The organism is Aestuariivita sp., from assembly GCF_021404545.1.
Taxonomy (GTDB): Bacteria; Pseudomonadota; Alphaproteobacteria; order Rhodobacterales; family Rhodobacteraceae; genus Aestuariivita.
The window spans coordinates 54,841-81,661 of record NZ_JAAWWD010000006.1; the positions used below are offsets into that span (position 1 = coordinate 54,841).

The 26,821-nt window shown below is 58.8% G+C and carries 17 protein-coding genes; 10 read left to right on the forward strand and 7 right to left on the reverse strand.

The features are described from left to right. Positions 1–40: 40 nt before the first annotated feature. The 6 genes from HEP69_RS04735 to HEP69_RS04760 all read right to left on the reverse strand — a co-directional run bounded on the left by HEP69_RS04735 (position 41) and on the right by HEP69_RS04760 (position 8,977). Complete coding sequence (locus HEP69_RS04735) at positions 41–2,815, reverse strand: BPTD_3080 family restriction endonuclease (RefSeq protein WP_290557373.1); 2,775 nt, start codon at positions 2,813–2,815, stop codon at positions 41–43. Between the two features lie 3 nt (positions 2,816–2,818). After that, on the reverse strand, positions 2,819–3,292 hold the full coding sequence (locus HEP69_RS04740) for a hypothetical protein (protein WP_290557374.1): 474 nt from the start codon (positions 3,290–3,292) through the stop codon (positions 2,819–2,821). After that, complete coding sequence (locus HEP69_RS04745) at positions 3,289–4,479, reverse strand: ATP-binding protein (protein ID WP_290557375.1); 1,191 nt, start codon at positions 4,477–4,479, stop codon at positions 3,289–3,291. The genes HEP69_RS04740 and HEP69_RS04745 overlap by 4 nt, the downstream gene beginning before the upstream one ends. A gap of 2 nt (positions 4,480–4,481) precedes the next feature. Next, positions 4,482–7,670 (reverse strand): site-specific DNA-methyltransferase, encoded by a 3,189-nt coding sequence (locus HEP69_RS04750; protein WP_290557376.1) that lies wholly within the window; start codon positions 7,668–7,670, stop codon positions 4,482–4,484. 297 nt (positions 7,671–7,967) lie between these two features. After that, positions 7,968–8,543, reverse strand: a complete 576-nt coding sequence (locus HEP69_RS04755) for a hypothetical protein (protein WP_290557377.1) — start codon at positions 8,541–8,543, stop codon at positions 7,968–7,970. Beyond that, entirely contained in the window at positions 8,543–8,977 is a 435-nt protein-coding gene (locus HEP69_RS04760) for a helix-turn-helix transcriptional regulator (protein ID WP_290557378.1), read from the reverse strand. The genes HEP69_RS04755 and HEP69_RS04760 overlap by 1 nt, the downstream gene beginning before the upstream one ends. Positions 8,978–9,336: 359 nt before the next feature. Here HEP69_RS04760 and HEP69_RS04765 point away from each other — a divergent pair, with 359 nt between their 5' ends. The 6 genes from HEP69_RS04765 to HEP69_RS04790 all read left to right on the forward strand — a co-directional run bounded on the left by HEP69_RS04765 (position 9,337) and on the right by HEP69_RS04790 (position 16,374). Beyond that, a complete protein-coding gene (locus HEP69_RS04765) occupies positions 9,337–10,431 on the forward strand; it encodes a site-specific integrase (RefSeq protein WP_290557379.1) in 1,095 nt (364 codons plus the stop codon). Between the two features lie 752 nt (positions 10,432–11,183). After that, the gene (locus HEP69_RS23700; RefSeq protein WP_366111302.1) at positions 11,184–11,318 is read left to right on the forward strand and encodes a hypothetical protein; all 135 of its coding nucleotides are present in this window, start codon (positions 11,184–11,186) and stop codon (positions 11,316–11,318) included. Between the two features lie 717 nt (positions 11,319–12,035). Further along, positions 12,036–13,130, forward strand: coding sequence for an ABC transporter ATP-binding protein (locus HEP69_RS04775; protein WP_290557381.1), 1,095 nt, complete (start codon positions 12,036–12,038; stop codon positions 13,128–13,130). Between the two features lie 57 nt (positions 13,131–13,187). Next, the gene (locus HEP69_RS04780) at positions 13,188–14,228 is read left to right on the forward strand and encodes an ABC transporter substrate-binding protein (protein WP_290557382.1); all 1,041 of its coding nucleotides are present in this window, start codon (positions 13,188–13,190) and stop codon (positions 14,226–14,228) included. A 52-nt stretch (positions 14,229–14,280) separates the two neighbouring features. Beyond that, a complete protein-coding gene (locus HEP69_RS04785) occupies positions 14,281–15,522 on the forward strand; it encodes an ABC transporter permease (RefSeq protein WP_290557383.1) in 1,242 nt (413 codons plus the stop codon). Positions 15,523–15,525: 3 nt separating this feature from the next. Next, a complete protein-coding gene (locus tag HEP69_RS04790) occupies positions 15,526–16,374 on the forward strand; it encodes an ABC transporter permease (RefSeq protein ID WP_290557407.1) in 849 nt (282 codons plus the stop codon). Between the two features lie 268 nt (positions 16,375–16,642). Here HEP69_RS04790 and HEP69_RS04795 read toward each other — a convergent pair whose 3' ends face one another. After that, positions 16,643–17,275, reverse strand: a complete 633-nt coding sequence (locus HEP69_RS04795) for a 4'-phosphopantetheinyl transferase superfamily protein (protein ID WP_290557384.1) — start codon at positions 17,273–17,275, stop codon at positions 16,643–16,645. Positions 17,276–17,537: 262 nt separating this feature from the next. Between HEP69_RS04795 and HEP69_RS04800 the strand changes: the two genes are divergently transcribed. The 4 genes from HEP69_RS04800 (at position 17,538) to HEP69_RS04815 (ending at position 26,653) form a co-directional block, all read left to right on the forward strand. Then, positions 17,538–18,404 (forward strand): hypothetical protein, encoded by an 867-nt coding sequence (locus HEP69_RS04800; RefSeq protein WP_290557385.1) that lies wholly within the window; start codon positions 17,538–17,540, stop codon positions 18,402–18,404. A 93-nt stretch (positions 18,405–18,497) separates the two neighbouring features. After that, entirely contained in the window at positions 18,498–19,358 is an 861-nt protein-coding gene (locus tag HEP69_RS04805) for a hypothetical protein (protein WP_290557387.1), read from the forward strand. A gap of 69 nt (positions 19,359–19,427) precedes the next feature. Then, positions 19,428–20,264 carry a hypothetical protein gene (locus HEP69_RS04810; protein ID WP_290557389.1) on the forward strand — a complete coding sequence of 279 codons (837 nt, stop codon included), beginning with the start codon at positions 19,428–19,430 and terminating at the stop codon, positions 20,262–20,264. Positions 20,265–20,338: 74 nt separating this feature from the next. Then, the gene (locus HEP69_RS04815; RefSeq protein WP_290557391.1) at positions 20,339–26,653 is read left to right on the forward strand and encodes a type I polyketide synthase; all 6,315 of its coding nucleotides are present in this window, start codon (positions 20,339–20,341) and stop codon (positions 26,651–26,653) included. The last annotated feature ends 168 nt before the right edge of the window (positions 26,654–26,821 follow it).

Consider the following 26,821-nt stretch of genomic DNA (forward strand, 5'->3'; position numbering starts at 1 on the left):
AGGTCAACCGTCCATCGTAACGCCCGCATTCGAAAATGTTCTAGTCATTGCGCCGAACTATGTCTTCTATCTCGCTAGGTTCAAAAGCTACGTCGCAAGACCATTGCCCAAACCCACCAACTTCGTTCACGGCGTCGACCCACTCGGCCAAAGCATCGCGTTTCGCCTTGTTCTGAGGGCTGTCGGTGCCCTTGATTTCCAAAGCCAACATCTTCCCGCTTGTGTACTTCACTAAAAAATCTGGCACAAAGCGCCTGCGAGAACCTGACCAAAGATATTGGATTTGAAATCCTAGATGATCATTCTTTGCGTAGGTTAGAACATCGCTCGATCTCTCGAACACATTGGCGGCATGTCCTTCCCATGAGGAATCCCCCACCAAATGGCTAATATGTGACTTAACAGCAGGGAAATTGGGCTTGGTCGTGTACCAGGTGCGCATTTGTCCCGTGGAACCGATTGGGTTTTCCTCGTCGAAGATCGGCGTCAACTTGGTTCTGTTCTGTTCGAAAACGCTTTGCATCAGGTGTTGAACTACCAGGTCGATGTTCAACGCGATCAGTATGCGGCGCCTCAGAGGGTCGGAATGAAAAAGCGACGGAATCTCCAGCGATCCAGACTCGATGAATTCCTCGACGACCCGGACAAGTTGCGCGGCAAGCAAATCCTCCGCACCTTTGAAGCTATGGCTCAAACCTGCAAATCCCTTTCGGGCCGCTTGAAACACGAGGCGTTGAAGCCTGAAGCCGTCCGGGAGCTTTTCTAAGTCAATTGAAGAGACTTTGCCTAAGTCTGTTGCACCGCCCAGAGCAGGGGCCAAGTCTGCGCTAATGGGCGTGGAGGCAGGATCAAGCGTCAGCGTGTCAACGTTCGACCAATCGACAGCGAGTTCGCGCCGGACAACGGATTCTACACGAACCACGTTCGGCCATTTGATCTCCAGATTGGCGCGTTCAGGAATGACTTCAATCTGTGTTGTTGGCTTAGGCGGAGGTGGGGCTTCACCGGACTCCCCAGCTTCGGAGATTGAAAGGGGAACGCCAAAGACGTTCACGTACTCAGGTAAAAACAGGCCATTCTCGTCGGTGTCGTAGGAAACCCGCCGCAGGCCCCGACCGACAACCTGTTCGCACAGCAACTGCGATGTGAAGGCGCGTAAACCCATGATATGGGTGATATTTTTTGCATCCCATCCTTCGGACAGCATTGCCACCGAGATCACGTTCTGCAGGTCTTGGCCGGCCTGACCGCGTTTGCCGACATTGTCGATGATCTCGCGAAGCAGCTCTTCCTTCTTGAGGCCACCCAAGTGCCGCTTGCGGGTTTCCGGAATATCAGATGCTTCGACGATGTCCTGGAGCCTCTGATCGTAAGCTTTGTCGGAAGTGGCCGCCTCGCCGATCTCCGCCTTGTCCAGCACCTTTGAGTCCACGCGCAAGGTCTTGTTCGGGGCCTGAAGCTCAGGCCAATGCGCGTCGCCTTGGTTGAAGTAGTGTTCGATCCGGGCCGCTGTCTCTGTCCGATTGCAGACCGTCAGCATGACCGGCGGTGAGTGATGCCCGGCTTCGGCCCAGTCCTTTGTCGTCTCTCGCCAGTCCGCCCCGAGCAAAGTGTAAGCGTCCTGCACCAGCTTTGGCAGCGCTTCGTGAGGTTTTGCCTTGGCCCGGTTCAGGTCTTCCGAGACCGACTTGTCGCGATAGATGTGGTAGAGTTTCGATTGCAGCGTTCGGGAGTCGGGTAGCGCATCATCCCGCACGACCACCCGCGGGGTCTTTACCAGCCCTGCCTCAATCGCGTCGTTCAGCCCGAAATCAGAAATGATCCAGTCGAAAAGCGCTGTGTCGGTGCTGGCCTTACCGGTAGGAGCAAAGGGCGTAGCTGAGAGGTCAAAGCAGCGCTGAATCCGACGGGTCTTGTGGATGCGGTCCAGCCCCTCGATCCAACGGGTCGCCTCATCCAGATCGATCCCCTGATCCGCCGCCTGTTTCTTGGAAATTTTTACCTCTGGCGGTTTGCGGTAGGCATGATGCGCTTCATCGTTGATGACGATGATGTCCTTGTGCGGCGCCAGTTTGCCCAGGACACGGCGGGTGAAGGCTTCGTCGGATTCCTTGCCCTTCTTGACGACGGAACGGTCCTGTTCCTTCAGAGGCATCAGCGTGTGCCAGTTTTCGATCAGTACTTCGGCCTGGTTCAGCTTCTGACGCATCGATTCAGACGGGCAGAGGTTGAATTCGTCGTAGTAGCTGCCCTCGCTCGGCATCAGCACCTGCAGTCGACCCTTGACAGTCAGCCCCGGCGCAACAATGAACACCGCGCGGCTGAAATCCTTGTTCCGCTTCGGATAGGTCAGCGCGTTCAGCACTTGCCAGGTGATGATCATGGCCATCACCGTGGTCTTGCCCGCGCCGGTGGCCATCTTGTTGCACAGCCGCTCCCACGCACCTCCATCGCCAGGCACATGAATGCCCTGCTTGTAAGCCTCCGCGCCTTCGACCCACCAGATCAGCGTCTCAATCGCCTCCAACTGGCAGAAGTAGAACGGGTACTGGCGCGCATCCTCATCATGCCAATGCTCCAGCAGCTTGCGTGTCACGATGGTTACGCCGGGGTAGCCATCCTCGCGCCATTGATCTACGCGATCGCGGATCGTGTTGACTATGGCCAAAACTTCGGTGCGCTTGGTGTTGTTGCGCGCGTCAAAGACCTCATAGCTCGCAGGTCGCCGCTCCGGCTTGATCTCCAGCTTGCCGCCTTTGCCCTGGACCCAATGCTGCGCAGGCCGCTCCCAAGGTCGATTAATGATCAAAGACATCTCTCAACCAACCTGAATGCTTCGCTCTGGCAATCTCAGACCCTTTTGGGCGAGTTGCTTGGCTTCTTTGCCTCCCGTGCGATAGCTCGTCTTGCCCTTGTAGAGCCATCGAAATGGTATCTCCCCTTTTGCCTCGGCCGCTCGTGTCAAATCGGCTAAATCCTCAAAATCGGGCGTTTGCAGTTTAGCCTTCAGCCACTCCAGTTTTCTAATCATCACAGCGACTTCACCAGAGCCGCTGGCGGGATGTGGTTCGATCCACAATGCGAATTCATCTCCAACCGTGAAGCCGACACCATAGTCCCATCGGTTGCCGTTGGGTTCATCGGCTTTGAAATGCTCGTCAAGATCAACACTGCCCGAAAAACTAGCGGCACCCCTGACACTGACTTGTCCTCGATATTCGGCTTTTATTGCTTGTTTACCAGCTTCGCCATCGAGCCCGGCTGCGTTGGCGGCATCCAAAAATGCTGTCATCTCTTTGCCGCCTTAGCATTTGCCCTAGTGACGGCCTTCGCTACAACATCTGCCGAGCGTCCAGCGAAACCATTTAGGTCCCCCCAGTTAGCAACCGCTTCATCGTCTGACCCAGGGTCTAAAGACGAAATCTCTTGAGCCGCCTTGCCTCGCTCAAAGAAGTACACACGGTAATCCTTGTTGAGCGAACTCTCTGCGATTTGCTTGGTCGTAGGATTCGAATTCAGTTCAAACAGCTCGCGCACGTCAGACTCTGTTCCACCACACTCTTGAATTTGGCGAAGCGCCCAAATCAGATCGAGAACTACCGTGGAGTGCGTCGAAATCACCACTTTGTACCCGCGCTTCAATAGCTCCAAGACTAAGAGTAAGAACGTAGATACTGCTCGAGGATGGAGCCCCATCTCGGGCTCTTCGATGACAACCCATTCGATGTTGTCGCGTTTGGAGACCTTCCCTGCCGGACAGAGCCAATAAAGTCCCAGAAGAAGAGGTACGAATTCTCTCTGGCCAGCCGACCAAGCCAGGAAGGGAAGCCCCTCAGATAAGCCGTCGATTTCCAGCGTCAGGGTTTTGGTAAAGTCCTTGGGCTCTACGGTTAGCTGCGCACCGCCAAATAGGTTCTCAGCAATTGGCCCTTTGAGACTCTCGTTGAGCCGACCTTTCGCTGGGAACAGTTGCGCGGTCGAACCGAATTCGTTTTGGAGCAGGATATGAACCTGATGCGCGAAATAGCGAAGCACATAAGGATCACCGAAATTGAAGTTCCCAAAGGTTTGAGAAACTCCAGAGGGCAAACTAACAACTCGTTGTGCAGGAATGTAAAAGAGTCTCTCAGTCTGCGTGGATTTAGGCTTCTTAAACTTGGTAAGCGACTGAAGTTCGTAGCGCTGTCCTTCCCATGTAACGTGCGGGCTGTCGTTCAACATGCCTGCCATACCGCGACCATAAAAGCCGTTGATCACCGCGGCGGGATCGCTGTTGAACACAACGTTTTGCTGCTCAAAAACCCCAAGTACATGGTTTCGGTCCGCCGCGAGCTTTAGCGTTTGCAAGAAAACACTCTTACCGCTGGCTTGCGGCCCAACCAAAACCGTCAGGTCGCCCAAATCCACTTTTGCTTCAGAAATTGGTCCGACATTCTCAAGGCGTATTGAAGTACGTATTTTTCTCTTCTTGATTGGCATCTTTATCCCTCCAGCGCGACGATCTTGAGGGACTCGATCCCTCGATCATCCACGATCTTCACCGCGATCCGCTTGTTGTCCCCGGCCTCGAACGGCAGCGACACCGTGCCGTGGAACTGTTCCAGCAGGTCCTCGTCCAACTCCGCGCGGATCGTCTTTTTCAGCCGGTTCCAGCCGCCCTTGGCGTCCGCCATGGGGAAGAACACCTGATGCGGCATCAGCGACCGCTGATCGTAATCCTGATCCAGCGACCACATCGCGATCTGCTTCTTGCCGCCGCCCTCGATCTCGCCGGTCTTGGGGTTGAAATAGTCAAAGCCATGCACCTCGACCTCCCACATCCCGTCATCGCGCTTGCGGACATCGACTTCGGGCTGGCCCATCAGCCAGAAGGACTGGTTCGAGGATCGCGCCTTCTTCAGGTCCTCGGTTAGCATGTCCGTGTTCATCTGCACCTTGAGGAAGGTCATGCCGGGCACGTTCATCTCGTCGATGTCCTTGGCCGCCTCCGGGTCAAAGGTGAAGGCGCAGAACAGTAGGAACGCAGGCCTCGGCATCAGCGTATAGGCTTCGTTCATCGCCTCTTCGACCTGACGCTGCTCAAGCGCGGCATGTTCGGGGCCGAAGCTCACCACCACACGCTCGCCCGTATCGGCGACCGAGCCGCTGGCATGCAGGAACTTGGTGCCGGGGATCACCTCGAACTCGGCAAAGCGCATCATGTTGCCGCCCTTGCCGCGCACGCCGGTCTTCAACAACTCGTCGCGCCAGAGCGATTGGCGCGAGGTTTCGCCAGAGCGGGCGACGGTGCTGTCGGCCTCCTCCGCTGGTAGGCTTTCGTCGAGTGACAATACCGTAGGCGCAGGCACCGCCTCGACAGAGAAAGGGCCGGTGATGCGCAGCTTGGTCTTGTCGATGCGGGGCTTGTCGTAGAGCGTTTCCTGATCGGCGTGATCGGCGATGGACTGGTCCATGCGGCGCTGCATGGCCTGGCGCGCTTTGTGGAAGGCGTCGAAAGGGGCCTTCGCTGCCTCTGGCCAATCGGTGGGGAGGTCAAACGGCACCTCCCATTCCTCCAGCACGTCACCATCGCGGAACGAGACCTGCTTGCCCTTGCGATAGCCCTGGGTGGGCTTGATCGGCAGAGGGGGCGCGGATTTGAGCGCGGCGTTCAGATCGTCCAGCGCCGCTGTGATCTTGGGATGACCCTCGCCATAGATCGTGTCGATGTCGGGGTTGTTGGCGATGGATTTCAGCGTGATATGCGGCACGGTTTCATAGTCGAACCCGCCCTTCAGCCCCTCATGGGGATAGCGCAGGGCGTAATAGTCGAAACTGGCGGTCATCAGCCGCTGTTTGGCCAGCGTGATTGCCACGCGCGAGGTATCGCAGGTGATCCACCGCCGTCCCCATTTCTCGGCGACGAAGGCCGTGGTGCCGGAGCCGCAGGTCGGATCGAGCGCCAGATCGCCGGGATCGGTGGTCATCACCATGCAGCGTTCAACAACTCTAGGAACAGTTTGAACTACATACGATCTGGGGTCTGATGCTGAGCCACCGGTTGCGGTGTCCGCCCAGTTGTTACCAATTGGTAGAACCGGATAGTCATTCAAGAAACGCTTGTACTTGAGGATTGTACCCGAAGCGATTGTTCGGTTGGCTTGAACTAGACGCCTCATCCCGTCGGGGTTTGTGGTCCAATACCGATTTCCAGGCCTGGCACTGATCCCGAAAGCGTCGACAGGAAAATCACCTGGCGGGCGCTGGCTTGTGGCATTGTCATGCCGGAAAATGGCCCCCTTTTTCGGCGCACTTGAAAAGTCCTGCCGTTCTTCGCGGGTAAGTGTTCGCTCTTTACCGGTTTCATCGCGCAGCCAAACGTATTCACCACTTCCCTCCATATGGTCGCTTTTGTCCCGAAGAGGTTGTCGAAATTTGACCTTGGATTTGTCCCTAGCGTACCAGAGGATGTAGTCATTCACGCCTGCCAAAAGCTGGGATGTCTGACTGCTTGTTTTGATAAATGTAATGACTGAAACTTGGTTCTCGGCTCCGAAAACCTCATCCAAGAGCACCGTAGAGCGGTGCAAGTTCTCGTCACCAATCTGGACAAACACCGATCCGCTTTCGGTCAAAAGCTCCCGCGCGAGCATAAGACGGTCACGCAGATAGGTGAGGTAGGAATGGATGCCCAGTTCCCAGGTGTCCCGGAACGCTTTGATCATCTCGGGTTCTTGAGTGAGGTCATCGTCTGACCGGTCTTTGACTTCTCGCTTGTTGGTGAAGGGCTGAAAGTTCGACCCGTATTTGATGCCATAGGGCGGGTCGATATAGATCATCTGCACCTTGCCGCCCATGCTCTCCTTGGTCAGCAGCGAGTTCATCACCAACAGGCTGTCCCCCGCCACAAGCCGGTTCGACCAGCCCTTTTCGTGGTGGTAGAAATCCAGCGCCTGGCGCAGGGGCAGGTTCTCGAACGGGGCAGCGAACAGGTCCGGCTGCCGCCATTGCGTCGCCGCATCCGCCCCTTTGAGCCGCTTGGCCGCATTGGCCAGGATCGTCGCCGGGTCCACCCGTTCATGGACATGGAGCGAGACGGTATCGACCTCAAAGCTTGTCTTCTCCGCCTTGCCCGTCCAATTCAGGTAAGGAGCCTGCAACCGTTTGAGTTCTTGCAGCGCGTCCTTCATCCGCTCGGGGTCATCACTGGCAAGTGCCGCGTCAATCAGCGTTTCAATCGCCCCGCGCGCGCTGTCAAAGTTCAGCACCGGGTCCAGATGCGGGTCATATTGCCAGCTTGTCTTTTCGCCGTCGGGATCAGTGTCGGCATGGACCATCCCCACCTCGGGGTTGTTCACGCGCGTCTCGCCATGCCGGTAAGACAGCACCTCGGTCGGTTCATCCGACTTGCGGCTGGTCTTCTTGCGGGTGCCCGTAGCGGCCTTTGGTTCCCTCGCCACCGGGGCCGTGAGTTCCAGATCAGCCACATCCGCCCGATAGACCGACCCGCCACGCCCCTTGCCCCGGCCCAACGTGCCGTCGTCAATCAGCGCATCCCGCGCGGCCTCATAGGCCTCTTCGGTTAGCGTCGGGATGTGATCCCGCAGCCGCGCCAGCATTGCCCCGTTGCCAATGGAGGAGCCATCCTCTGGCGTGAGAGACAGGATCAGGCCAGAAAGTTCAGATGACATATGCGCCCCTTACCCTTGAAATCACTTGTGTTCATTTTGGCAAACCATAGCGGGATCACCCATCGATTGCATTGCGGAAATGCGATGCACCTGCCCGCGGTACAGTGGCGATGCGGCGCGCGGAATAGATCTCCACCGTCGACGCCAATGGTCGTTGGTGCCAGCGTTAGACCGATCGGGGCCCGGTAGCTCGGTCAACTTGATCACATAGAGCTGGTAACTGGCATGCTCGCTCCCGCCGGTGTCTTTCCAGCGCGCGGTGAACTCGTCGATCAGTGGGGTTTTGCTCATATGAAATTAGTTGCTCGGAACGGGAATGCGTTCAGTTAGAAATTGTTCGAAGGTGGCGTTTTCGACCACATGGGCGCTGGCATTGCGTTTCCTGGTAACAACCTTCTCGGTCAAAGCGCACAGGCCAAGAATTACCATCCCCGGGACAAACCACAGCCACGTCGTCAGTGATAGCTGCCCGCTGTTGAGCAAAGATTGAATAAGGGGCCACAGCAAGAAGGGCATGGCGGCTACGGTTGCCCACCTGACCGGCTTCATCCTTTCTTCGGCTTCCACAGCAAACCGGTCATGTGTCTCGACTAGGTCGTGCTCCCATGCCAGATATTCGTCCATGACTTGGCCTGCGAGGTAGTGGCCGCAGCGGCAGTAATCACGCGTGATGTACTCGACCTGTCCGCAGGCTGCGCAGCGAACCGCATTGATGCTATCCGCGTTCGGGCGCAGGTGTTTCTTTTGGCGGTCGCTTTCAGAGTTTTCTTCAGCCCGGCAGGCGCCTTCTAGTAGGCGCTCAATATCCTGGCCAAGCCGTAGCTTGCGTGGGCGTAGTTTCAGTACATCATCGGGAAATTCTTCATTTAGCATCAGCTTACCAGCCTCAATACACTGTCGATTCTTGTTGTTTCCGGTTCCCCGCCTTCAATCGACAGGGCATCGGTGTTCATGAACTCATCGAAGAGAAATTCGATGGCATCCCATTTCTTTTCGGGGATCACAGTCAGCCCACGTTCAATGATCCGGCGCTCGACCGCGATTCCGATTTTGCGATAGGCGACCGCGATCTCTTCGTGCCTTCGGTTCTTGCCATCTTCCGTATCGCCCTCGAGCATCCAGAGCGGGTCGACGTCGAACACCTCATAGATTTGCAACATTAAATGGGCGGTCAGGTCTCGCTGGCCACGTTCGTAGTTCTGATACGCACTTCGGCTAATACCCAATTTCTGCGACATCTCTTCTTGGGAGAGCCGGGCCATATTTCGAACTGCCGCAAGGCGATTTCCAAGGCCAACTACAGCCATACTCAACTTTCGTTTGTATTTGTGTTGACCTCATTCGTAGTCATTTGTATCAAATCTAGATACGAACGATGGCGACACGCTTGATTCACATACCTTCAGCGTAGTTTTGTTTTATTCTGGAAGCAAAACGATTTCTTTCGCCTTAGTTTGTGAGCAAACGATTTGAGGAGGCGAAGCATGGCAAAGCATCTCGAGACACCCAAAGAACTGGCCGAGCGCGTCGGCATTCCCGTGTCCAACGTCCGCTACCTGATCCGCGAAGACATGTTGGACCACATCTATACAGCCCCTGGGCGCCGAAATCCGAAGATCCCTTCCGGCGCATGGGAGCGTTACGTTGACAATTTCACGGTGAAGGCATGCCAAGAAGATCATCCCCGCCGCGCCTCGAGCGCGACCGCAAGCGTCCGTCCGAGGGCAACTGGTACATCTATTGGACCGAAGGGGGACGCAGCCGCGAGCACTCGACTGGCACTGGGGATCGCGACCAGGCTGAACTCTACTTCGCAGAGTGGAAGCTAAGGCGCTTTAGGCCGGATCGAGCAGTTGAGCCGCACGAATTTTATGTGGCCGACGCAATTTCGCACTACCTGGCAAAACGGCTTGATGACGTCACCGATCCGGAGCGCTTGGCCAATGCGGCCAAGCCGATCATCCAATTTTTCGATGGTTATGCCGTTGGCGATATCAATGATGCGCTCATCAAGGAGTATTGCCAGAAGCGACGAAAGGGCCGGGGTGATAAGGGGCTCAAGGACGGCACGCTTAGACGAGAACTCAGCCTGTTGTCGACCGCTATCCGACGCGCCGAAGAAGATCAGCTGATCACGCGCAAGATAGCCGTTCGACTTCCACCGAAGCCCGAAGGGCGAATCCGATTCCTGACGTGTGATGAAGCGATAAAGCTGATCCAAGCGTCGCGAAGTTTCGATGCCCCTTTGGAAGATGGTGTGCCAACGGAGTCGAAAACCGAACACCTTACCTTGTTTCTCCGGATCGGATTGCTGACTGGCCAGCGGAAGGAAGCGATCCTGTCCTTGCGTTGGTCCGATATCGATTTCTACAGCAACATCATCTACTGGAACCCGGTCGGGCGTCGACGGACCAAGAAGGAGCGCCCAAGCTCGAGACTGCCCGCGCGCCTAAAGAAACACCTGTTGCGCAGGCGGAGGCGATTTCCGGAAGACGAATTCGTTCTCACCCATCGCGGCAAGTCCCTGCAGAATATCAAGCGTGCGTTTCGAACCGCCGTTGTTGCAGCAGGCCTCGAGACCGAGGGAGACCGGAAAGTCGTACCGCACTCCCTGAGGCACACTTGCGCGACCTGGCTCATGCAAAAGGGTGCGCCCAAGTGGGACGCCTGCGGCTTTTTGGGCATGACCCTCGAGACGCTCGAAAAGAACTATGGACATCACCACCCGGACCATCAGCGCGGGGCGGCGGATGCAATCTGACGTCCGGATCATTTCCGGAAATAGACCATCACAGACGTGAACAAAGGAGCAGTCAAATGGTAACGCATCACAATAAATACAGGGGGTTAGGTTCCGGCCCGATCCTTCGGGAGGCAGGGGTCGTGAGTTCGAATCTCGCCACTCCGACCAATAGTTTCAATGACTTAGCTGATCTCTGCAAATGCGTCTACTGTAACGGTAAGCACATAGTAAGCACGGCGTGGGTAAATCCAGGTCATTTGATGTCGAATCTGACCCGTTCGGCTATCGGTTCAGCTGCTTCGGCAGGATCGCTGCCATGGCTGAACGGAACTCACCCTGTCGTCCGTTGCCCGGAAACGGCACAACCTCAAACTGACACGGTATTCCCGACGCTGCAATCGCTGCTTTGGCAGGTACCTCGATACCTTTCATGAAGGCCACAACAAGCGGCGTTTCGTAGTCCCTCAGGGAACGGTTTTTGGGGCAACCTCATGTGCTTGCAGAGGACATTTCAGCCGCTGTTTCGATCTTCGATGGGACGGGTCATATCATCCATGACGCTCTTGGACTTCGGCCGGGGCAAGGGGTGACCCCTGTTTCGGCCGCGTTGATGAAACTGGCGACGTCTCGGGGTCAGAGCATTGAAACAGGTAGATTGGCCCGTCCGCTGCCGGGCCGGACCCGTTGACCTTGGCAGGGCTGGGAAACTGAGCGCAACCGTAACCCATTTGTCAGCATATGGTCCGATGTGGACTCTTGTGATGTTCGACATGCCGACCGACACCATACAGCAGCGAAGGGCGGCTGGCGCCTTCCGCAACGTCTTGCCTGATGAAGGGTTTGAGCGCAGCCGGTTCTTGGTCTACGCCCGTTGCGTAAACGATAAAGAGGTCTTTGCCACGTGAGGCAATCGGATCGAGCGTCATCTGCCCGATATGGGCGACATTCAGATCCTGAACTTCACCGACCGCCAATGTCGTGGTGGTACTCATTTCTCGGATCAGGGCCGTCCGAAGGCCCGTGAGACTCCAAAACAATTGGTCATGTCCTGATGCGATGCGCGATGGACAATCACAACGTCTCTCTGCCTAAACCCTGTAACTTCAGGTTGTTAGGCAGAGATCCATTGTAGCTGTTCAGAATTCGCGGTCCAACCGCAACTCAGGAGCAGGACAAACGGTCCATGGTCTGTTTTGTCCTGCTCGCCCGACTTTCGGGCGCCACAAGCTCTGGGCAAATACAGTTCAGCTCCGCTCTGCACCCAAAACCACTGATGAGGCGAACTCATTGTTGTCCGCTTTCCCGGAGGTTTTTAAATGCGGGCCGACGTGCGGCGCAGCCGCACATGCACCCGGCTGAAGCCAAATCTACTTAGGTCTGGCGAGCCTCTCGGCTGTGCCCGCGACCCAGCCCGCGCTTTTCTGTCCGAGACTCAAATCCGAACTGAGGGGCTTTTCGAGGATCACACCGTTTTGGAACATCAGCAAGCGATTGGTGAAGGCGCTATCATTCCATCACCAGCAATCGGGCGGTTCTCACAGGCTGATACCAGGAGGTCATTGTCAAACAGCGTACCACCTGCTTAGATCGCCACAACCACTTGGGGAAGTGTTTGAACGCATATGAAAGACCTTGAAGCAGATATCTTCCTGCGGTTCGATGACGTCAAGAAAAGCTATGACCAAAAACACCTTGTGGTGAAAGGCTTTGACATGGACGTGCGGGACGGTGAGTTTATCACGCTGCTTGGGCCGTCTGGATCAGGCAAGACTACGGTTTTGATGATGCTGGCCGGGTTTGAAAGTGTCACATCCGGCGATATCTCTATTGCGGGCAAGTCGATCAACCGCACGGCGCCGTATAAGCGGAATATCGGCATGGTGTTTCAAAACTATGCCTTGTTTCCGCATATGACCGTGGCAGAAAACCTCGCCTATCCGCTGACGGTGCGCAAAATGCCCAAAGCGCAGATCAAGGAACAGGTGGCCAAGTACCTCAAATTGGTCGAGCTTTCCGAGTTTGGCGAACGTCGCCCGGGTCAGCTGTCTGGGGGGCAACGTCAGCGTGTGGCATTGGCACGCGCCATGATTTTCGAGCCAACGCTGATCTTGATGGATGAACCGCTTGGTGCGCTGGACAAAAATCTGCGCGAACAGATGCAGTTCGAGATCACCCGCCTACACAAACAGCTTGGTTTCACAGTGATCTATGTGACCCACGACCAGACCGAAGCTCTGTCGATGTCCAGCCGGATCGCGGTTTTCAACGACGGCGTCGTGCAGCAATGCGCGCCACCTTCTGAGCTGTATGAGCGCCCGGCCAATGCATTTGTGGCGGACTTTATTGGCGAAAACAACTTTGTCCCTGGCAAGGTCAAATCGATACACGGGGATACCGCACAGGTTGAAACCGATGGCGGGAGGATCGTGGCACAAAAGGCCCATGGACTTGGCGAAGGCGCTGCTTGCCGCGTGTCGATCCGGCCTGAAAAACTGTTTATTCATCCCACGACACATGCGCATGACAATGCCCTGACCGTGCGGTTCAACACACGCATCTATGTTGGCGACTTTATTCGCTATTACTTCAAGCTGCCTGATGGCACCGACATTATCGTTAAAGTCCTCAACGATTTATCCGCACCGGAGTTTGACGATGGCGCGGAAGCCCAGCTTCTTTGGCTGGCATCCGACTGCATTGCCTTCCCGGCTGGGTGAGCGAAGACAGGGCAAGCCGGGGCCCTTTAAAACACCCGGACGGACAAGGAGATACCGATGAAGAAGCATCTGACGTTACTGACCGCCTTGGCGCTGACCGCCAGCCCCCTTGCGGCCCAAGACCTTACCGTGACCTCATTCGGCGGGGCCTATGGCGCTGCGCAAAAGGAGCATATGATCGATCCTTTTGTGGCCGAAACTGGCATGAATATCCTGTTTGAGGATTACGGTGGTGGCATCGCTGAAATGAAAGCACAGGTTGAAGCGAACAACATCCAGTGGGACGTTGTCGATGTCGAAGTGATCGACCTCGAACGTGCGTGCTCCGAAGGTTACCTTGAGATTATCGACCAATCAGTGTTGCCGGACGGTGACGACGGCACGCCCGCCGCCGAGGATTTCATCCCCGACGCCTTGGCCAACGAATGCGGCGTCGGCAACATCGTCTGGTCCATCGTCTTTGCCTATAACACAGAGAACGGCCCCGGTCCGCAGACCATCGTCGATTTCTTTGACACCGAAGCCTTCCCCGGCAAGCGTGGTTTGCGCAAGCGTCCGCAGGTCAACATGGAATGGGCATTGATCGCCGATGGCGTGGCGCCCGAGGATGTTTATCAGGTTCTCGCGACCGAGGAAGGACAGGCACAGGCCTTTGCCAAGCTGGACACCATCAAGGAAGACATCGTCTGGTACGATAGCTGGTCGCAGGCACCCGTTCTGCTGAATGACGGTGGCGCGCAAATGGTGCAGTCCGCCAATGGACGCATCTTCGCGGCCATTCAGGAAGGATCCCCCTTCGCAATTGGCTGGGATAGCCATGTCTACGATCTGGATGTCTGGGCGATCATGCGCGGCACCCCGAATATGGAAGCCGCGATGGAGTTCATCAAGTTCGCCACCCGCACGGTGCCGCTCTCTGGCATGCAAGATGTCGCCTATGGTCCCACCCGTCGTTCTGCGCAGGCGTTGCTGCCCGACAGCGTGAAACAAGATCTGCCAACAGCGCATCTCGATGAAGGCCTAAAGGCCGATGGCGTCTTCTGGGCCGACTTCGGCGAAAGCCTTGGTGAAAAGTTCAACGAATGGTTGCTGCAGTAAACCAGGATTCCCCGCGCCGGTGTCCGGTGCGGGGAATACAAGCTATCCGCACATGACAGCCACGTCCCATGGATTAGCCCCTGCCGACGCCCGCAACGCGGCGCGTGAGGTGCGTCGGCAGAAGCTGCAGGCGTTCTTTTTTGTGACGCCTCTCCTGGTCTTCATCGTCTTTGCTTTTGTCGCGCCGATCACAACGATGCTGTATCGCAGCATCCACAATCCAACAGTGGCAAATCTGATACCCGACACCCTGGTGGCGTTGCAGGATTGGTCTGGCCAAGAGCTTCCCGACGATACGGTGCTGATCCAATTTGCGACCGACATGAAACGCATGGCGAATGAGCGGACATCGGGCCAACTGGCCGATGAAATCAATCGCGCGCTGCCGGGCATGTCCAGTGTCGTCAAATCCACCGCGCGCGGACTGCGCCGCGTTGACGATGCCGAGATTGCCACAAATGGCGCGACCCTTTTGCGGGAGGCCAATGCACGCTGGGCGGATCCCGCGACTTGGAATGCGATCAAGGTGGCAGGCCAGGCCTATTCATCGAGCTACTACCTGACCTCTGTCGATCTTGAGCGCGCGGCGGATGGCAGCATCGTGCAGCGCGACACCCAGATCTACGTCAAGCTTTACACCAAGACCCTTCGCATGGCCTTGATCATAACGGTGCTGACGATCCTCTTGGGCTATCCGCTGGCATTCTACATGGCCCATGCATCGGATAGCAGGGCGAACTTCCTGATGATCTTCGTGCTGCTGCCGTTCTGGACCTCGCTTCTGGTGCGAACCACCGCATGGATTGCGCTGCTGCAAACAAACGGTGTGGTCAATTCAACACTTCTTGCCCTGGGGATCACGGACCAACCGCTTGAGCTGCTTTACACCCAGTTTTCAACCATCCTTGCGATGACGCATATCTTGCTGCCGTTCATGGTCTTGCCGCTCTATGCCGTGATGCGTGGCATTGACCAAAGTTACATGCGGGCTGCAATGTCGATGGGAAGCAAGCCCTTGGGGGCCTGGTACAGGATCTATCTGCCGATGAGCTTGCCCGGCCTGTCCGCTGGCGCGCTTTTGGTCTTCATCATTTCGGTGGGATACTACATCACGCCCGCTTTGGTCGGTGGCACTGATGGGCAGATGATATCCAATATTATCGCGTTCCACATGCAGCAATCCAATAACTGGGAACTTGCCGCGGCATTGGGATCGCTCTTATTGGTGCTGATCCTGCTGCTCTATTGGTTGTTTGACCGCTTTGTCGGCACTGACAACATCAAGCTGGGATAGATGATGAAACAGTTCCCTGAGTATTTCACGCTTTGGCATGTCGCGGGTCACTATGCGCTGCGGGTCGTGGCGTTCTTGGTGTTGCTGTTCTTGATGGTCCCGATCCTTGTGATGATGCCATTGTCGTTCAACGCCGAGCCGTTCTTTACCTTCACCGAAGGTATGTTGTCGCTGGATCCAGAGGCCTATTCGCTCCGCTGGTATCAAGAGATCGTGGATGATCAAAACTGGCGGTTGGCCATTTGGAACAGCTTTGTCATTGGGATTGCAGCCGCGTTTATTGCAACGACGCTCGGGACATTGGCCGCTGTTGGGCTGGCCTCACCATGGATGCCTTACAAACGGCTGATCACGGCGCTCTTGCTGTCGCCGATGATTGTTCCGCTGATCATTATCGCTGCGGGCATGTTCTTTTTCTACACCCAGTTCAATCTGGTCGGCACCTATGCTGGCCTGATCATCGCGCATGCGGCACTGGGCGTTCCGTTTGTGATCATTACGGTTACGGCCACGCTCAGCGGATTTGACAGGACGCTTTTTGTGGCGGGCCTCAGCCTTGGTGCCTCTCCTGTGAGAGTGTTCTGGGACGTGGTGATCCCGCTGATCAGGCCAGGTGTGATCTCTGGCGGGCTTTTTGCCTTTGTGACCTCGTTTGATGAGGTCGTGCTGGTGTTGTTCCTGGCCGGACCGGAACAACGCACGATCCCAAGACAAATGTTCTCTGGGCTACGCGAACAGATCAACCCGACGATCCTTGCGGTGGCTACGTTGCTCGTCGTTTTGTCTGCGGCCCTTCTCTTTACCCTGGAGTTCTTGCGCAGAAGATCGGTCCGATTGGGTGGGGCAGGATAGCTGGTGTCCTACCGCCGTGCCGCACTGCACCTGGACTCCGCGATTTTAGGGCCGAGTGGTTCCGGCTTTGTACGGGACCCGTTCTGTGACACTTGCGGGGCAGGCGCTTGCAAATCGGACTGCTCAAGGGGGGCGGACGGGGCAATGCCAGCGGGTGAAAAGGTCCACATGCCGTTTGAGTGCGCAGTTGCCGGTTCGGTGCGGACTGATCCCCGTTATCGGCGTACCAGCTTTGCAGGAGGCTTCAAAAGGACGCAGATTGGATCCGTCATGCGTTGTCCAGCACCGCCAAGGCGCAGATCACTGGACTTGTGACAGTCTTGATCGAGACGGTCCAGCCGCTGGTGGTGCAGCAGGTCATGTCCCCAATATCTACGTTCACATCCTGAAACCCGAGAGGGATGCCATCCATTGGGTTCACGGCCTTGTAGACGGCCTCCTTGATTACCAGGAGAAGCCTGCTCGACAGCAGGTCGGGCGTGTAGCGGGCCAGTTCCTGTGGTGTCGATATGTCGGCCTCCAACCCGGGCGGCAAGGGCAGATCCGGCTCGATGTCGATCCCAATCCCCCTGTATCGGCCGGTTTTCGAGACGGCTGCAACGGCGAAATCAGAGTCGTGCGCAAGGGCGCCAACCAAACCGACCGGCCAGCACGGTGGTTCGCCGCGGGTTCGCGGAATGGCTTCGGGCGGATGGCCAAGGCGCGCCATAAGGTCCCGTGCAACGATTCGGGCCGCGCCGCTTTGTCGGCGCACTTTCGGGACCGCCATGCGAAGGGGGGCTGCTTCTTCAGGCCATAACCTTTCGCCATCCTCAGGCAAGATCCGACGGCAAGCGACCAGCAGATCCGGGCGCGAAAGAGCTTCAAGCGCGGCCTGAAGGTTTGCTGCATCACTGTCCATGCCAGTTCTATCGCCCGCTCCGCATGAGTTTCCTGGCAGGCTAGTGCAGGTTTTCCCCAATTATCAACATGCAAAGCCTTTCGGTCGTCCTGCTGGTGAGATGAATTTTTTCTCTTTAAAAATATATAATTAAGCAAAAAAGTTTGAAAGCCGAAAGATTTACTCGCCAAATGGTTGTTCCTGGAATAGAGTTTTCGTGTCAGTGTGGAGGCGGGATTGAAGGGACTAGTCTTCAATCGAATTCTTAAGAGGGAACATTGCGATGGATGACATTCATGAAAAACTTGGCGTCTGGCTTTCGAGCGTAAACACCAACATACGCGACAAAGACGGTGCCATGCATCCGATGCCGGTGCATGAGAATACGGCGATCCTGAACGCGGCCAAAGGGGCAATGGACACCCCGGCGATGATGCAGGTTACCGGCAATCAGCCGGTGCCGGAGCAGCAGCAGGCGCTTTACGAAGCGCAGAAGACATACGGTGCCAATAGCGACGAAGCAGTCCAAGCGATGCTGAATGCGCCCGCCACCGGCCTGATGCATATTTCTGACATGGCCCGTACGGCAACCGGCTGGAACCCGGTTCTGCTGGACAGCAATGCAAATTCCGTCGCCTATGATGCCTATCTTCAGAAGATGCTGAGTTTTCCGCTGGTGACGTTGAACTATGCCAATCACGAGAAAATGGAGCGTACCACCAGTGACTGGAACACGCTGATCGATGCGATTGCCGACACGTTTGAAGGCATCGCGGCGGAGGATAAGGGCGCGATTGTGAGCGGCCTGAAGAACCTGGCCCAGGCGGCGTCGAGCAAGGAAAGCACCGAGCAGACCACCGCACTCTTCTGTCAGAACGCGATCAACACCGCGAACGATACCTATCAGTTCTTCCTCTACAACAGCACCGCGACGTTCAAGGAGGAAAAAGGCAAGGGCTTTGACATGAAATCCAATGAGTTCAATGTCCTCAAGATCAAGCTGACGCTGAAGTTCGCGCTTTGGACAGAGGAGGCCGTGAAGGTGATCATCGGTCAAACGTCACAGAGCCTGGATGACTGGGTGAACGGCAACAGCACCACGCTGGAGGGTACCAGCCCGATCCCTGCGCTGCAGCAAGGCACTCCATAAAGACCGGGATCCGGGTCGGGTCAAGCGGATGCGCCACCGCGCGTGGCGCATTTTGACCGGGTGTTTCGGACCTGCGAGGAGGTGGATACAACGATGACCGATCAATCCGAGCCGTCTGCCGCCCAATGGCACAGGGCGCACAGCGTCCGGCATGTCAAATCCAAGGGCGCCCTTCACGATCCCGAAAAGGCGGCGGCGCTGCGTGCGCTGGATCCTCCGGCGGGCGTTGTGCTGTCAGGGGCCGGTCTGGCAGGAACCCAGGCGGATCAAGCCAGGGAAATGAACGCGGCTGCCAGAAAGGCACTGGACGAATTTGGCAACCAAAGCCAGAATTTCGCCGACGTCTTTTTCACCGCTCCGGCCTCTGCTTTGGCCGTTCTGACCCAGGGTGCGCGCGCAACCGCGGGCTTTGAGCCGCAGCAGGAGCCACCGAGCACATCCGAGTTCAATGCTTTCACCTCGGCCATCGGGACGAATCCGTTGCTGTTTGTGACCTCGGCGATCCAGTTGCACGGCAACTCGGCGGTTTACACGACCGTGGAGGCAGCGATCGAAGGGACGGTGGATCTATTGCCCTTCGGCATGCCGGACGGACAGCAAAAGGACCTTGCGGCGCTGTTTGCGGAGGAGGCAGAATTGGCAAGGCAGGACGGCAGCACGCCCACGCGCCCGTTCTCCATCTACCTTTTCCAGATCAGCGCATCCGACCAGTTGGGCTTTAGCCTGACAGGGTCGAACTGGTTGGTCAGCGCTACATATAAGGCCCCGCCTTTTCATCGAAACAAGAAACTTGAGATCCGGGTCGAGCTGCAAAACGGGCTCAATGCGGTACTGAAATGGAAGCCCGAGCAATGGAGCGTCGAATGCGCCGAAATCGCGAAGGAAACCGATGTGATACCCACTTTTAAGGAATGGGTTGCAGGCTTTAGTACGCCGGTCCCGGATACGATCTAGGACGTATCGGCGCGCTCTGTCCCAGGACAGGGCAAATGCCCAGGCCGACAAAAGAAGAGACAAAAGACCATGACCGACTTTGCGCAGGACGATTTCGACAGGTGGCTGGCCGCGAATACCGCGGGGGGCAACACAGGAGAGATGGACCCGGCGCTGCGGCTCCTGGGGTCCCTGGCCGAAGGAACACCTGTGGTGCTGAACAGCACCCTGACAGGCGCCCATTCACAACAAGCCCTGGAAAAGGACGCCGCCTATTCCAGCGCCCCTGCGGGCGATCCCGCGATCGAGGCGCTCAAGCAAAGCCCGGCCACGGGGGCGTCGATGATCATGACGCTGGCCCAGGCGCAGTCCGGCTATAACCCGTCGGATCCCGCCCAATTGGGATCTGCCAGCATGTTCGTCGCCTATGTCAATCAGGTGCTGCAGTGCCCGCTCTATTCAGCCGCGATCAACGATCTGATCCAGCTGGATCTACAAGGCAGCTGGGATAAGGCCATTGACCAGATCGTGAGCTATTATGTCGGCATACCGCAGCGTGATCTCGATACCATCCGACAGAGCCTTGTGACGATCGCGGCGGCGGCCTCGAGCAACCCGTCGACCAACCAGGTGACCAACCTTTTTGCGCAGACAACGCTCAGCGCGGGTGATGATATCGACGCTTATCTGTATCAATCGAACGTTGTCATGCGCTCCACACGGCATTCGGGCGGCAAGAACCAGCCCGATTACACGACGAACCAGACCAATATGACGTTGCACAGGGTTCAGCTGCGGTTCGATCAAGCCAATTGGCCGGATCAGGCCGCGAATGTTTACGCCGCCACCCACCAATCGCTGGCGGACTGGCTGGCCGGTGGGTCGACCCCGACGGGGGACCTGCCCGACAACTGGGCGCCGCGCTAGCCGTGCCGGAGCGGGTCGAGGCCATGTTACCATCCTCTCAATTTCGGACATCCTGAGCCGGGGGGCAGCCGCGCGTGCACGCATCTCAAGCCATCGCCATTGTCGGGATGGGCTGCCGTTTTCCCGGTGGCGCCGCAACGCCTGCGGCTTATTGGAACCTGCTTGAGGCAGGCGTGGACGCCACCTGCGACGTTCCCAAGGAACGTTGGGACATCCGGCGGTTCTATGACCCTGATCCCGCCACGCCTGGCAAGATCTATACCAGCCGGGGCGGGTTCCTGCGTGAATCGATCCGCGAATTCGACGCGCGGTTCTTTGGCATTTCCCCCCGAGAGGCCGCGCAGATGGATCCCCAGCAGCGGCTGTTGCTGGAGGTCACCTGGGAGGCATTCGAGCATGCGGGCATCGTGCCGGACGATATGCGGGGATCACCCACCGGTGTGTTCGTCGGCGGCTTTACCATCGACAACAAGATCCACCTTTTGAATGCGCTGAACCGCGAGGCCATCACCAGCCACACCGCTGTCAGCGCGACACTGGGCATGCTGTCGAACCGGCTGTCCTATATCTATGATCTGCGCGGGCCCAGCATCACCAGCGACACCGCCTGTTCATCCTCGCTCGTGGCGTTGCACCTTGCGGTACAGGCGCTCAGGAATGGGGAATGCGACACGGCACTGGCCTGCGGCGTGAATGTGATGTTCCGCCCGGCTTACATGGTCGCGATGTCGAAAGGCGGCTTTCTGTCCCCCGATGGCCGCTGCAAGAGCTTTGATGCCCGTGGCGACGGCTATGGCCGTGGCGAGGGCGCGGGCGTACTTGTGCTCAAACCGCTCCGCGCGGCCGAGCGGGACGGCGATACGATCCAGGCGCTGATCCTGGAAACCGGCGTGAACCAGGACGGTCGCACCGACGGCATCACCCTGCCCAATGTCGATGCGCAAGCGGCGCTGGTGGAACGGGTGCTCGACCGGGCGCAGGTGACGCCCGATGCTGTGCAGTATGTCGAGGCGCACGGCACGGGCACCCGGGCGGGTGACGCTGCCGAAGCGGAATCGCTCTCCCGCGCGATTGCACGGAAACGGCCGGCGGATGCGGGGCCTTTGGTGATCGGATCGGCCAAGTCCAATATCGGGCACCTGGAGGCCGCAGCCGGCGTCGCGGGGGTGATCAAGGCGGCCCTTGCGCTGAAACATCGCAAGATCCCACCGAGTTTGCACTTCCGCAGCCCGCCGGACACGATCGATCTTGAGGCGCAGCGGATCAAGATCCCCACAAAATCGCAGCCCTGGCCAGAGGCCGAACGCGCCGTGGCCGCGGTCAACTCCTTTGGCTATGGCGGCACCAATGCACATGCGCTTTTGGCCGAACCGCCTGCGCGGGCCGCGATGCCCGTGCCTGTGCCTGTGCCCGAACGGCCTATGATGCTGCCGGTTTCGGCGCGCAGCGATGCCTCTCTCATCCGCCAGTTGAAACAGCTGCACCAGGTCATCCGAGCCCATCCTGAAACCGCGCTGCCCGACCTCTGCTACACTGCGGCACGACACCGGTCGCATCACCCGTTTCGCGCGGCGGTGGTGTGCGACGAGCTTGCCCAGGTGAAAACGCAGCTGAAGAATTTCTTTGCCGGTGACGCCAGCGAGCGCGTTTTCGTGCCACCGACCGACGGGCGCGTCACGCCGAAACTGGCCTTTGTGTATACCGGGATGGGGCCGCAAAACTGGGGGATGGGGGCTGAGCTGATCGCCCGCGATCCGCTGGCGGCCAGGGCGTTCGAGCAATGCGACGCGATCTGGTCGGAACTGTCGGGCCGGTCACTCAGGCCCCTGTTCGCCGATGGGACCGGGGATCCGATGGGCGCGCCGATTGATGCGCAGCCTGCAAATTTTGTAATCCAGGTCATGCTGACCGAGGTCCTGAGGGCCTATGGCCTCGCCCCGGCTGCCGTGGTTGGCCACAGTACCGGCGAAATCGCCGCCGCCTGGGCAAGCGGCAGCTTGAGCCTTGAGGATGCGTTTCGCGTGACATGGCACCGCAGTCGCCTGCAGCAGACCCGCCTCGGTCAGGGGCGGATGATGGCCGTCGGCCAGCCGGAGGGTGTGACGCGCGCAGACCTTCCCGACACGCTGGATGTCGCGGCTGTCAACAGCCCCCGATCGGTGACGCTGGCGGGGACGGAAGACGCCCTTGCCGCCTATCGGGCCGAGGTCGAGGCGCGGGACGGGTTTGCCCGGCTGCTCAACGTGGGTGTGGCCTATCACAGCCGACAGATGGCCGGTCTCCAGGACGAGGTCCTGTCGTCCCTTGGGTCACTCGCGCCCCGTGTGCCGCAAACACCACTCTATTCGACCGTGACCGGCGCGCGGATCGAGAGTGCGGATCAGGACGCCGCCTATTGGTGGCAGAACCTGCGCCAGACGGTGCGATTTGCCGATGCCGCCGCCGCGATGATTGCGGATGGTCATACCGTGTTCCTGGAAATCGGGCCGCACCCGGTTCTTGCAGGCGCGCTGGTCGAGGCGATGGCGGCTGCACATGTCAAGGGGTTCTGCGTTGCCGCGCTCCGGCGCAAACGGGCCGAGCAGATCGCGGTCGCCTCTGCGGTGGCCGAGATCTATGCCCATGGTGTGGATCTGGAATGGCAGCGGCCTTGTCCGGCTGGAAATCGCGTGCATTTGCTGAGCTATCCCTGGGACCGCGAAGAGTTCTGGAGCGAGTCCGAGCTGTCTGCGCGCGACAGGTTGGGCACCAACGAGCACCCGATGCTGTCGCGGTCCTTGGATCAGGCGACGCCCACCTGGCAGGGGGAGTTTACCCACGCGGTGCACGGCTTTCTGGCCGATCACGCCGTGGGGGGCGATGCGGTGTTTCCCGCCGCGGGCTTTGTCGAGCTGGCGCTGGTTGCGCGGCGAAACCGTGCGGCCTCCACCGTGATCGAAGATCTGACATTCGAGACGTTTCTGCCGACCTTCGGCACGCCAATGATCCGGCTGCACCTGGATGAGGCAAGCGGCGCGGTGCAGATCTATAGCAGGGAGCGCGAGGTGGACGCCGCATGGGGCCGAAATGCCACCGGCTATGTCCGTCAGACCCCCGCACCGCCACACCAGAACACGGCCGATCTGAACGCGATCCGGGCGCGCTGCCCCACCGATTTCGATGCCGCCGCCTTTTATCACAAGGCCAAGGCGCTGGGGCTGGAATATGGCACCTCCTTTCGCTGTATCCGGGCCGGCCATCTGGGCGAGGACGAGGGGCTGTTTCAGCTTAGATTGGCCAGCACCGACACGCCAACGGCGGATGATTACTATACCCATCCCGTGCTCCTTGACGGGGCGTTGCAGGCGGGCCTTGCCCTGCAATTGGCAATCGCGCCAGCGGCCGACACGGTGTCGCTGCCCACCGGGATAGGTCAGCTGCGCTTTCACAAAAAGCTTGGCACGGAGGTCTGGTGCCACATCCGGCAGCGGGGCGCGGAGGTCGCGCTTGCGCTCCACGATAAGGATGGCGGGGTGTTGTTGGAGCTTTCGGGCCTTCGGACACGGGCCTTGCCCGTCGCGGGGCCGCGTGCCCGGACACAAGACCAGCTCCTTTACACCAGTGTCTGGGCTTCACCGCGCACAACGAAATTGCCGGTCGCGAAGGAAACCACCTGGCTGGTTTTTGCGGATACGGAAGGGATCGCCGACGGGCTGAAGGACCGGGCCCCGGACACGCTGATGTCTCTCGTGACGGTAAGGCCGGGATCGGCATTCTCCCGGCTGTCCCCGACCGAGTATCAGATTGCCCGGGGCAGCCGGGACGACATGCAAGATCTGTTGGAGCATGTCGGCGGTCAGGAGCTGGCCGGGGTGATATACCTCTGGCCTGTCGATATCCCGGATCTGGGGCCGGAGCCAGGGGATGCGGCAACCGGAGAGGCGGATGTCATCGACCTGTTGCACCTGATCCAGGGGCTTGGCGCGCAATTCGGTGGCGCGGTGCCCCCCCTGACCGTTTGTTGTGCCGCGTCGCAGATCGTCGCGGTCGGGGACACGGGGCGCAGCGCGCCGGGCCAGCACGCCGTCTGGAGCGCTATCCGCGCGGCCCAGCTCGAACTGAGGCAGATGTCCTTCAAGCTGGTCGATCTGCCCACGCGGAACGGGTTCATCGCCTCCAAACGCCTGATGCATGAGCTGCATTTGGTGCAGACCGATACAGAGGTTGCGTATCGCGGCGGCTATCGCTTTGCCAATCGCGTCATACGGTTCGGGCCCGAGCGCTATCCGGTGCGGATGTCACAGCCCGGCGCCCGCTATCGATTTGCCGCGGTCAGCCGCGGCGGCACCGACCAGCGCGGTCTGATCGAAGTGGCGCCGCGCGATCTGGGCCCCGGCGAGGTAGAGGTTGCGCTGCACTGGACCGCATTGGGCGGGTTTGACCACCGAAGCATCCAGGACCACCCCGCACCGGATCTACCGCCACTGGCGCTGCGCTGTGCGGGTCGGGTCACGGCATTGGGAGCCGAGGTCGCCGACCTTGCGCTGGATCAGGCCGTTGCCGTCCTTGCGCCACAAGCCCAGGTGAATTCCCACCTGGTTTTGCCCGCCGCGCAGGTGCTGGCCTATCCCGAGGGGATCGCGCTCGATGCCGATCGGGGCGCTTTGCTCGATTGGATGACGGCGCATCACGCGCTCTTTGCTTTGTGCGATGTCAAGCCAGGGGATTGGGTGCTGGTGCATCAGGCCGAGACAGGGGTCGGATTTGCCGCGGCGCAGCTCTGTGTCGTGTCGGGGGCGCGGGTCATCGCGACCGCGGGAACGGACGCGCGGCGCGCGGCGCTGCGGGATGCGGGCTGCCACGTGGTCAGCGACGCCCGGTCCTTTGCGTTTCGTGATGCGGTCCATATGGCGACCGGGGATCGTGGCGCGGATGTCGCGCTGACCCCCCTTGATGGTGAGCTGCGTGCGGCGTGTTTCGACGCCGTCCGCCCCGGAGGAACACTTCTGGATTACAGTCCGGTTGCGGCGGCAGGTGGCCAGATCCCGCTGAGCCTTCTGGATCGCGGCATCCGGCTTATCCGTTCCGATCTTGCCCAAGCCTTTACCGCGGATCGACCGGCTGCCGAACGCGCACTGGCAGGTGTTCGCAAACATCTGGTCAAGGGCACAATGCCGCCGATCCCGGTCACGCCGTTTCATCCGTCCGACATCGAAAAGGCGCTGAACGCCAGCGTGCAGGACAGCCATATCGGGCGGCTGGCGCTGGAGACAGGCGGCAAGATCGTGCCGCTGATCGCGTGCCCTCCACGGCAGATCGTTCATCCGGATGCGGGTTATCTGATTACCGGCGGATTTGGCGGTATCGGGGTCGAGACGATCCGCTGGCTGCTGGGCGCCGGTGCGCGCCATATCGCGGTGCTCAGCCGATCCGGCCCGAAAAGCAGCGCCGCCCAGGCCATAGTGCAAGACGCTCGGGCGCAGGGTTGCACGCTGTTGCATCAAGAGGCCGATCTGGCCGATCCAGTGGCCGTCCGACAGGCGCTGGCGCTTTTGGCGTCCCGAATGCCCCCGCTGCGTGGCGTTATCCATGCGGCGGGGCTGCTCGCGGATACCGATATCGAGCAGATGACCGCAGGCCAGGTGCAGGCGGTAATGGCGGCAAAGGCCACGGGTGCCCTGACCTTGCATAACGCGCTGGCGGAGGCCGATCTGGAGTTTTTCGTCTGCTATTCGTCGATCGCGGCCTCTTTGGGCAATATCGGGCAGTATAACTATGCGGCTGCAAACGGCTTTCTTCATGGGCTGGTGATGGCACGCCGCGCGCGGGGTCTGGCGGGGACCTGCATCAACTGGGGGCCTGTGGCCGATACCGGTATGGCGGCCGATGATCACCGCATCACCGAGCGATTGGCCCGCGCAGGTCTGGCATCGGTGTCGATCGACATGGTGTTCGACGTGATCGGCGAGGCGATCCGGCACAATTGGGTCAGCTTCGACGTGGTCGATATCGACTGGGGTATCTGGGGCCGCCAGGCAAGTGCCAAGTACCGGCTGAGGCTGAGCCAGGTTCTGCCGGAGGAGGACGCAGTCGGCGTCAGCTCTGCCGTTGCCTTTCGGGAGATGATCTATAGCCTCAGCCCGAACGAGCGAACGTCGACCATCTTTGCGCTGGTGGCGAAGGTCACGGCGCGGGTTCTGCGATTGAATGAAAGCCAGATCGACGCCTCGGCCAATCTCGCGGATCTGGGCACGGATTCGATCATGGCGGCCGAGATCCGGCAAGAGCTGGCCGCGCGCACCGATGTGAGCCTGCGCACGGTCTATCTGACACGCGGACCAGAGCTTTCGGATATTGTCAGACGGCTTGAACTCGCCATTCTGCGCGGCGACACGGTCTATTCCGAGTAACCTGTCGGCGTCGCATCGCGTTGGTAAAAGGGGCGGGCCGGATCAGTGGAGTGGGGAAATGCCCAAGGTTCAACCGGGAACCGATAGGGGGCGGCCGTGAACGGCCCGCATTGTTTCCATTCCCAAGATGCCTTAGCATCGAAAAACGATCTTGGCCCCGATAGATCC

What these genes read in the sequence shown, in the direction of transcription:
- HEP69_RS04775 (WP_290557381.1), top strand. Translation starts at nt 12,036, where the DNA reads ATGAAAGACCTTGAAGCAGATATCTTCCTGCGGTTCGATGACGTCAAG.
- HEP69_RS04735 (WP_290557373.1), bottom strand. Translation starts at nt 2,815, where the DNA reads ATGTCTTTGATCATTAATCGACCTTGGGAGCGGCCTGCGCAGCATTGG.
- HEP69_RS04755 (WP_290557377.1), bottom strand. Translation starts at nt 8,543, where the DNA reads ATGCTAAATGAAGAATTTCCCGATGATGTACTGAAACTACGCCCACGC.
- HEP69_RS04810 (WP_290557389.1), top strand. Translation starts at nt 19,428, where the DNA reads ATGACCGACTTTGCGCAGGACGATTTCGACAGGTGGCTGGCCGCGAAT.
- HEP69_RS04805 (WP_290557387.1), top strand. Translation starts at nt 18,498, where the DNA reads ATGACCGATCAATCCGAGCCGTCTGCCGCCCAATGGCACAGGGCGCAC.
- HEP69_RS04785 (WP_290557383.1), top strand. Translation starts at nt 14,281, where the DNA reads ATGACAGCCACGTCCCATGGATTAGCCCCTGCCGACGCCCGCAACGCG.
- HEP69_RS04765 (WP_290557379.1), top strand. Translation starts at nt 9,337, where the DNA reads ATGCCAAGAAGATCATCCCCGCCGCGCCTCGAGCGCGACCGCAAGCGT.
- HEP69_RS04740 (WP_290557374.1), bottom strand. Translation starts at nt 3,292, where the DNA reads ATGACAGCATTTTTGGATGCCGCCAACGCAGCCGGGCTCGATGGCGAA.
- HEP69_RS04745 (WP_290557375.1), bottom strand. Translation starts at nt 4,479, where the DNA reads ATGCCAATCAAGAAGAGAAAAATACGTACTTCAATACGCCTTGAGAAT.
- HEP69_RS04780 (WP_290557382.1), top strand. Translation starts at nt 13,188, where the DNA reads ATGAAGAAGCATCTGACGTTACTGACCGCCTTGGCGCTGACCGCCAGC.
- HEP69_RS04760 (WP_290557378.1), bottom strand. Translation starts at nt 8,977, where the DNA reads ATGGCTGTAGTTGGCCTTGGAAATCGCCTTGCGGCAGTTCGAAATATG.
- HEP69_RS04790 (WP_290557407.1), top strand. Translation starts at nt 15,526, where the DNA reads ATGAAACAGTTCCCTGAGTATTTCACGCTTTGGCATGTCGCGGGTCAC.
- HEP69_RS04795 (WP_290557384.1), bottom strand. Translation starts at nt 17,275, where the DNA reads ATGGACAGTGATGCAGCAAACCTTCAGGCCGCGCTTGAAGCTCTTTCG.
- HEP69_RS04750 (WP_290557376.1), bottom strand. Translation starts at nt 7,670, where the DNA reads ATGTCATCTGAACTTTCTGGCCTGATCCTGTCTCTCACGCCAGAGGAT.
- HEP69_RS23700 (WP_366111302.1), top strand. Translation starts at nt 11,184, where the DNA reads ATGCCGACCGACACCATACAGCAGCGAAGGGCGGCTGGCGCCTTCCGC.
- HEP69_RS04800 (WP_290557385.1), top strand. Translation starts at nt 17,538, where the DNA reads ATGGATGACATTCATGAAAAACTTGGCGTCTGGCTTTCGAGCGTAAAC.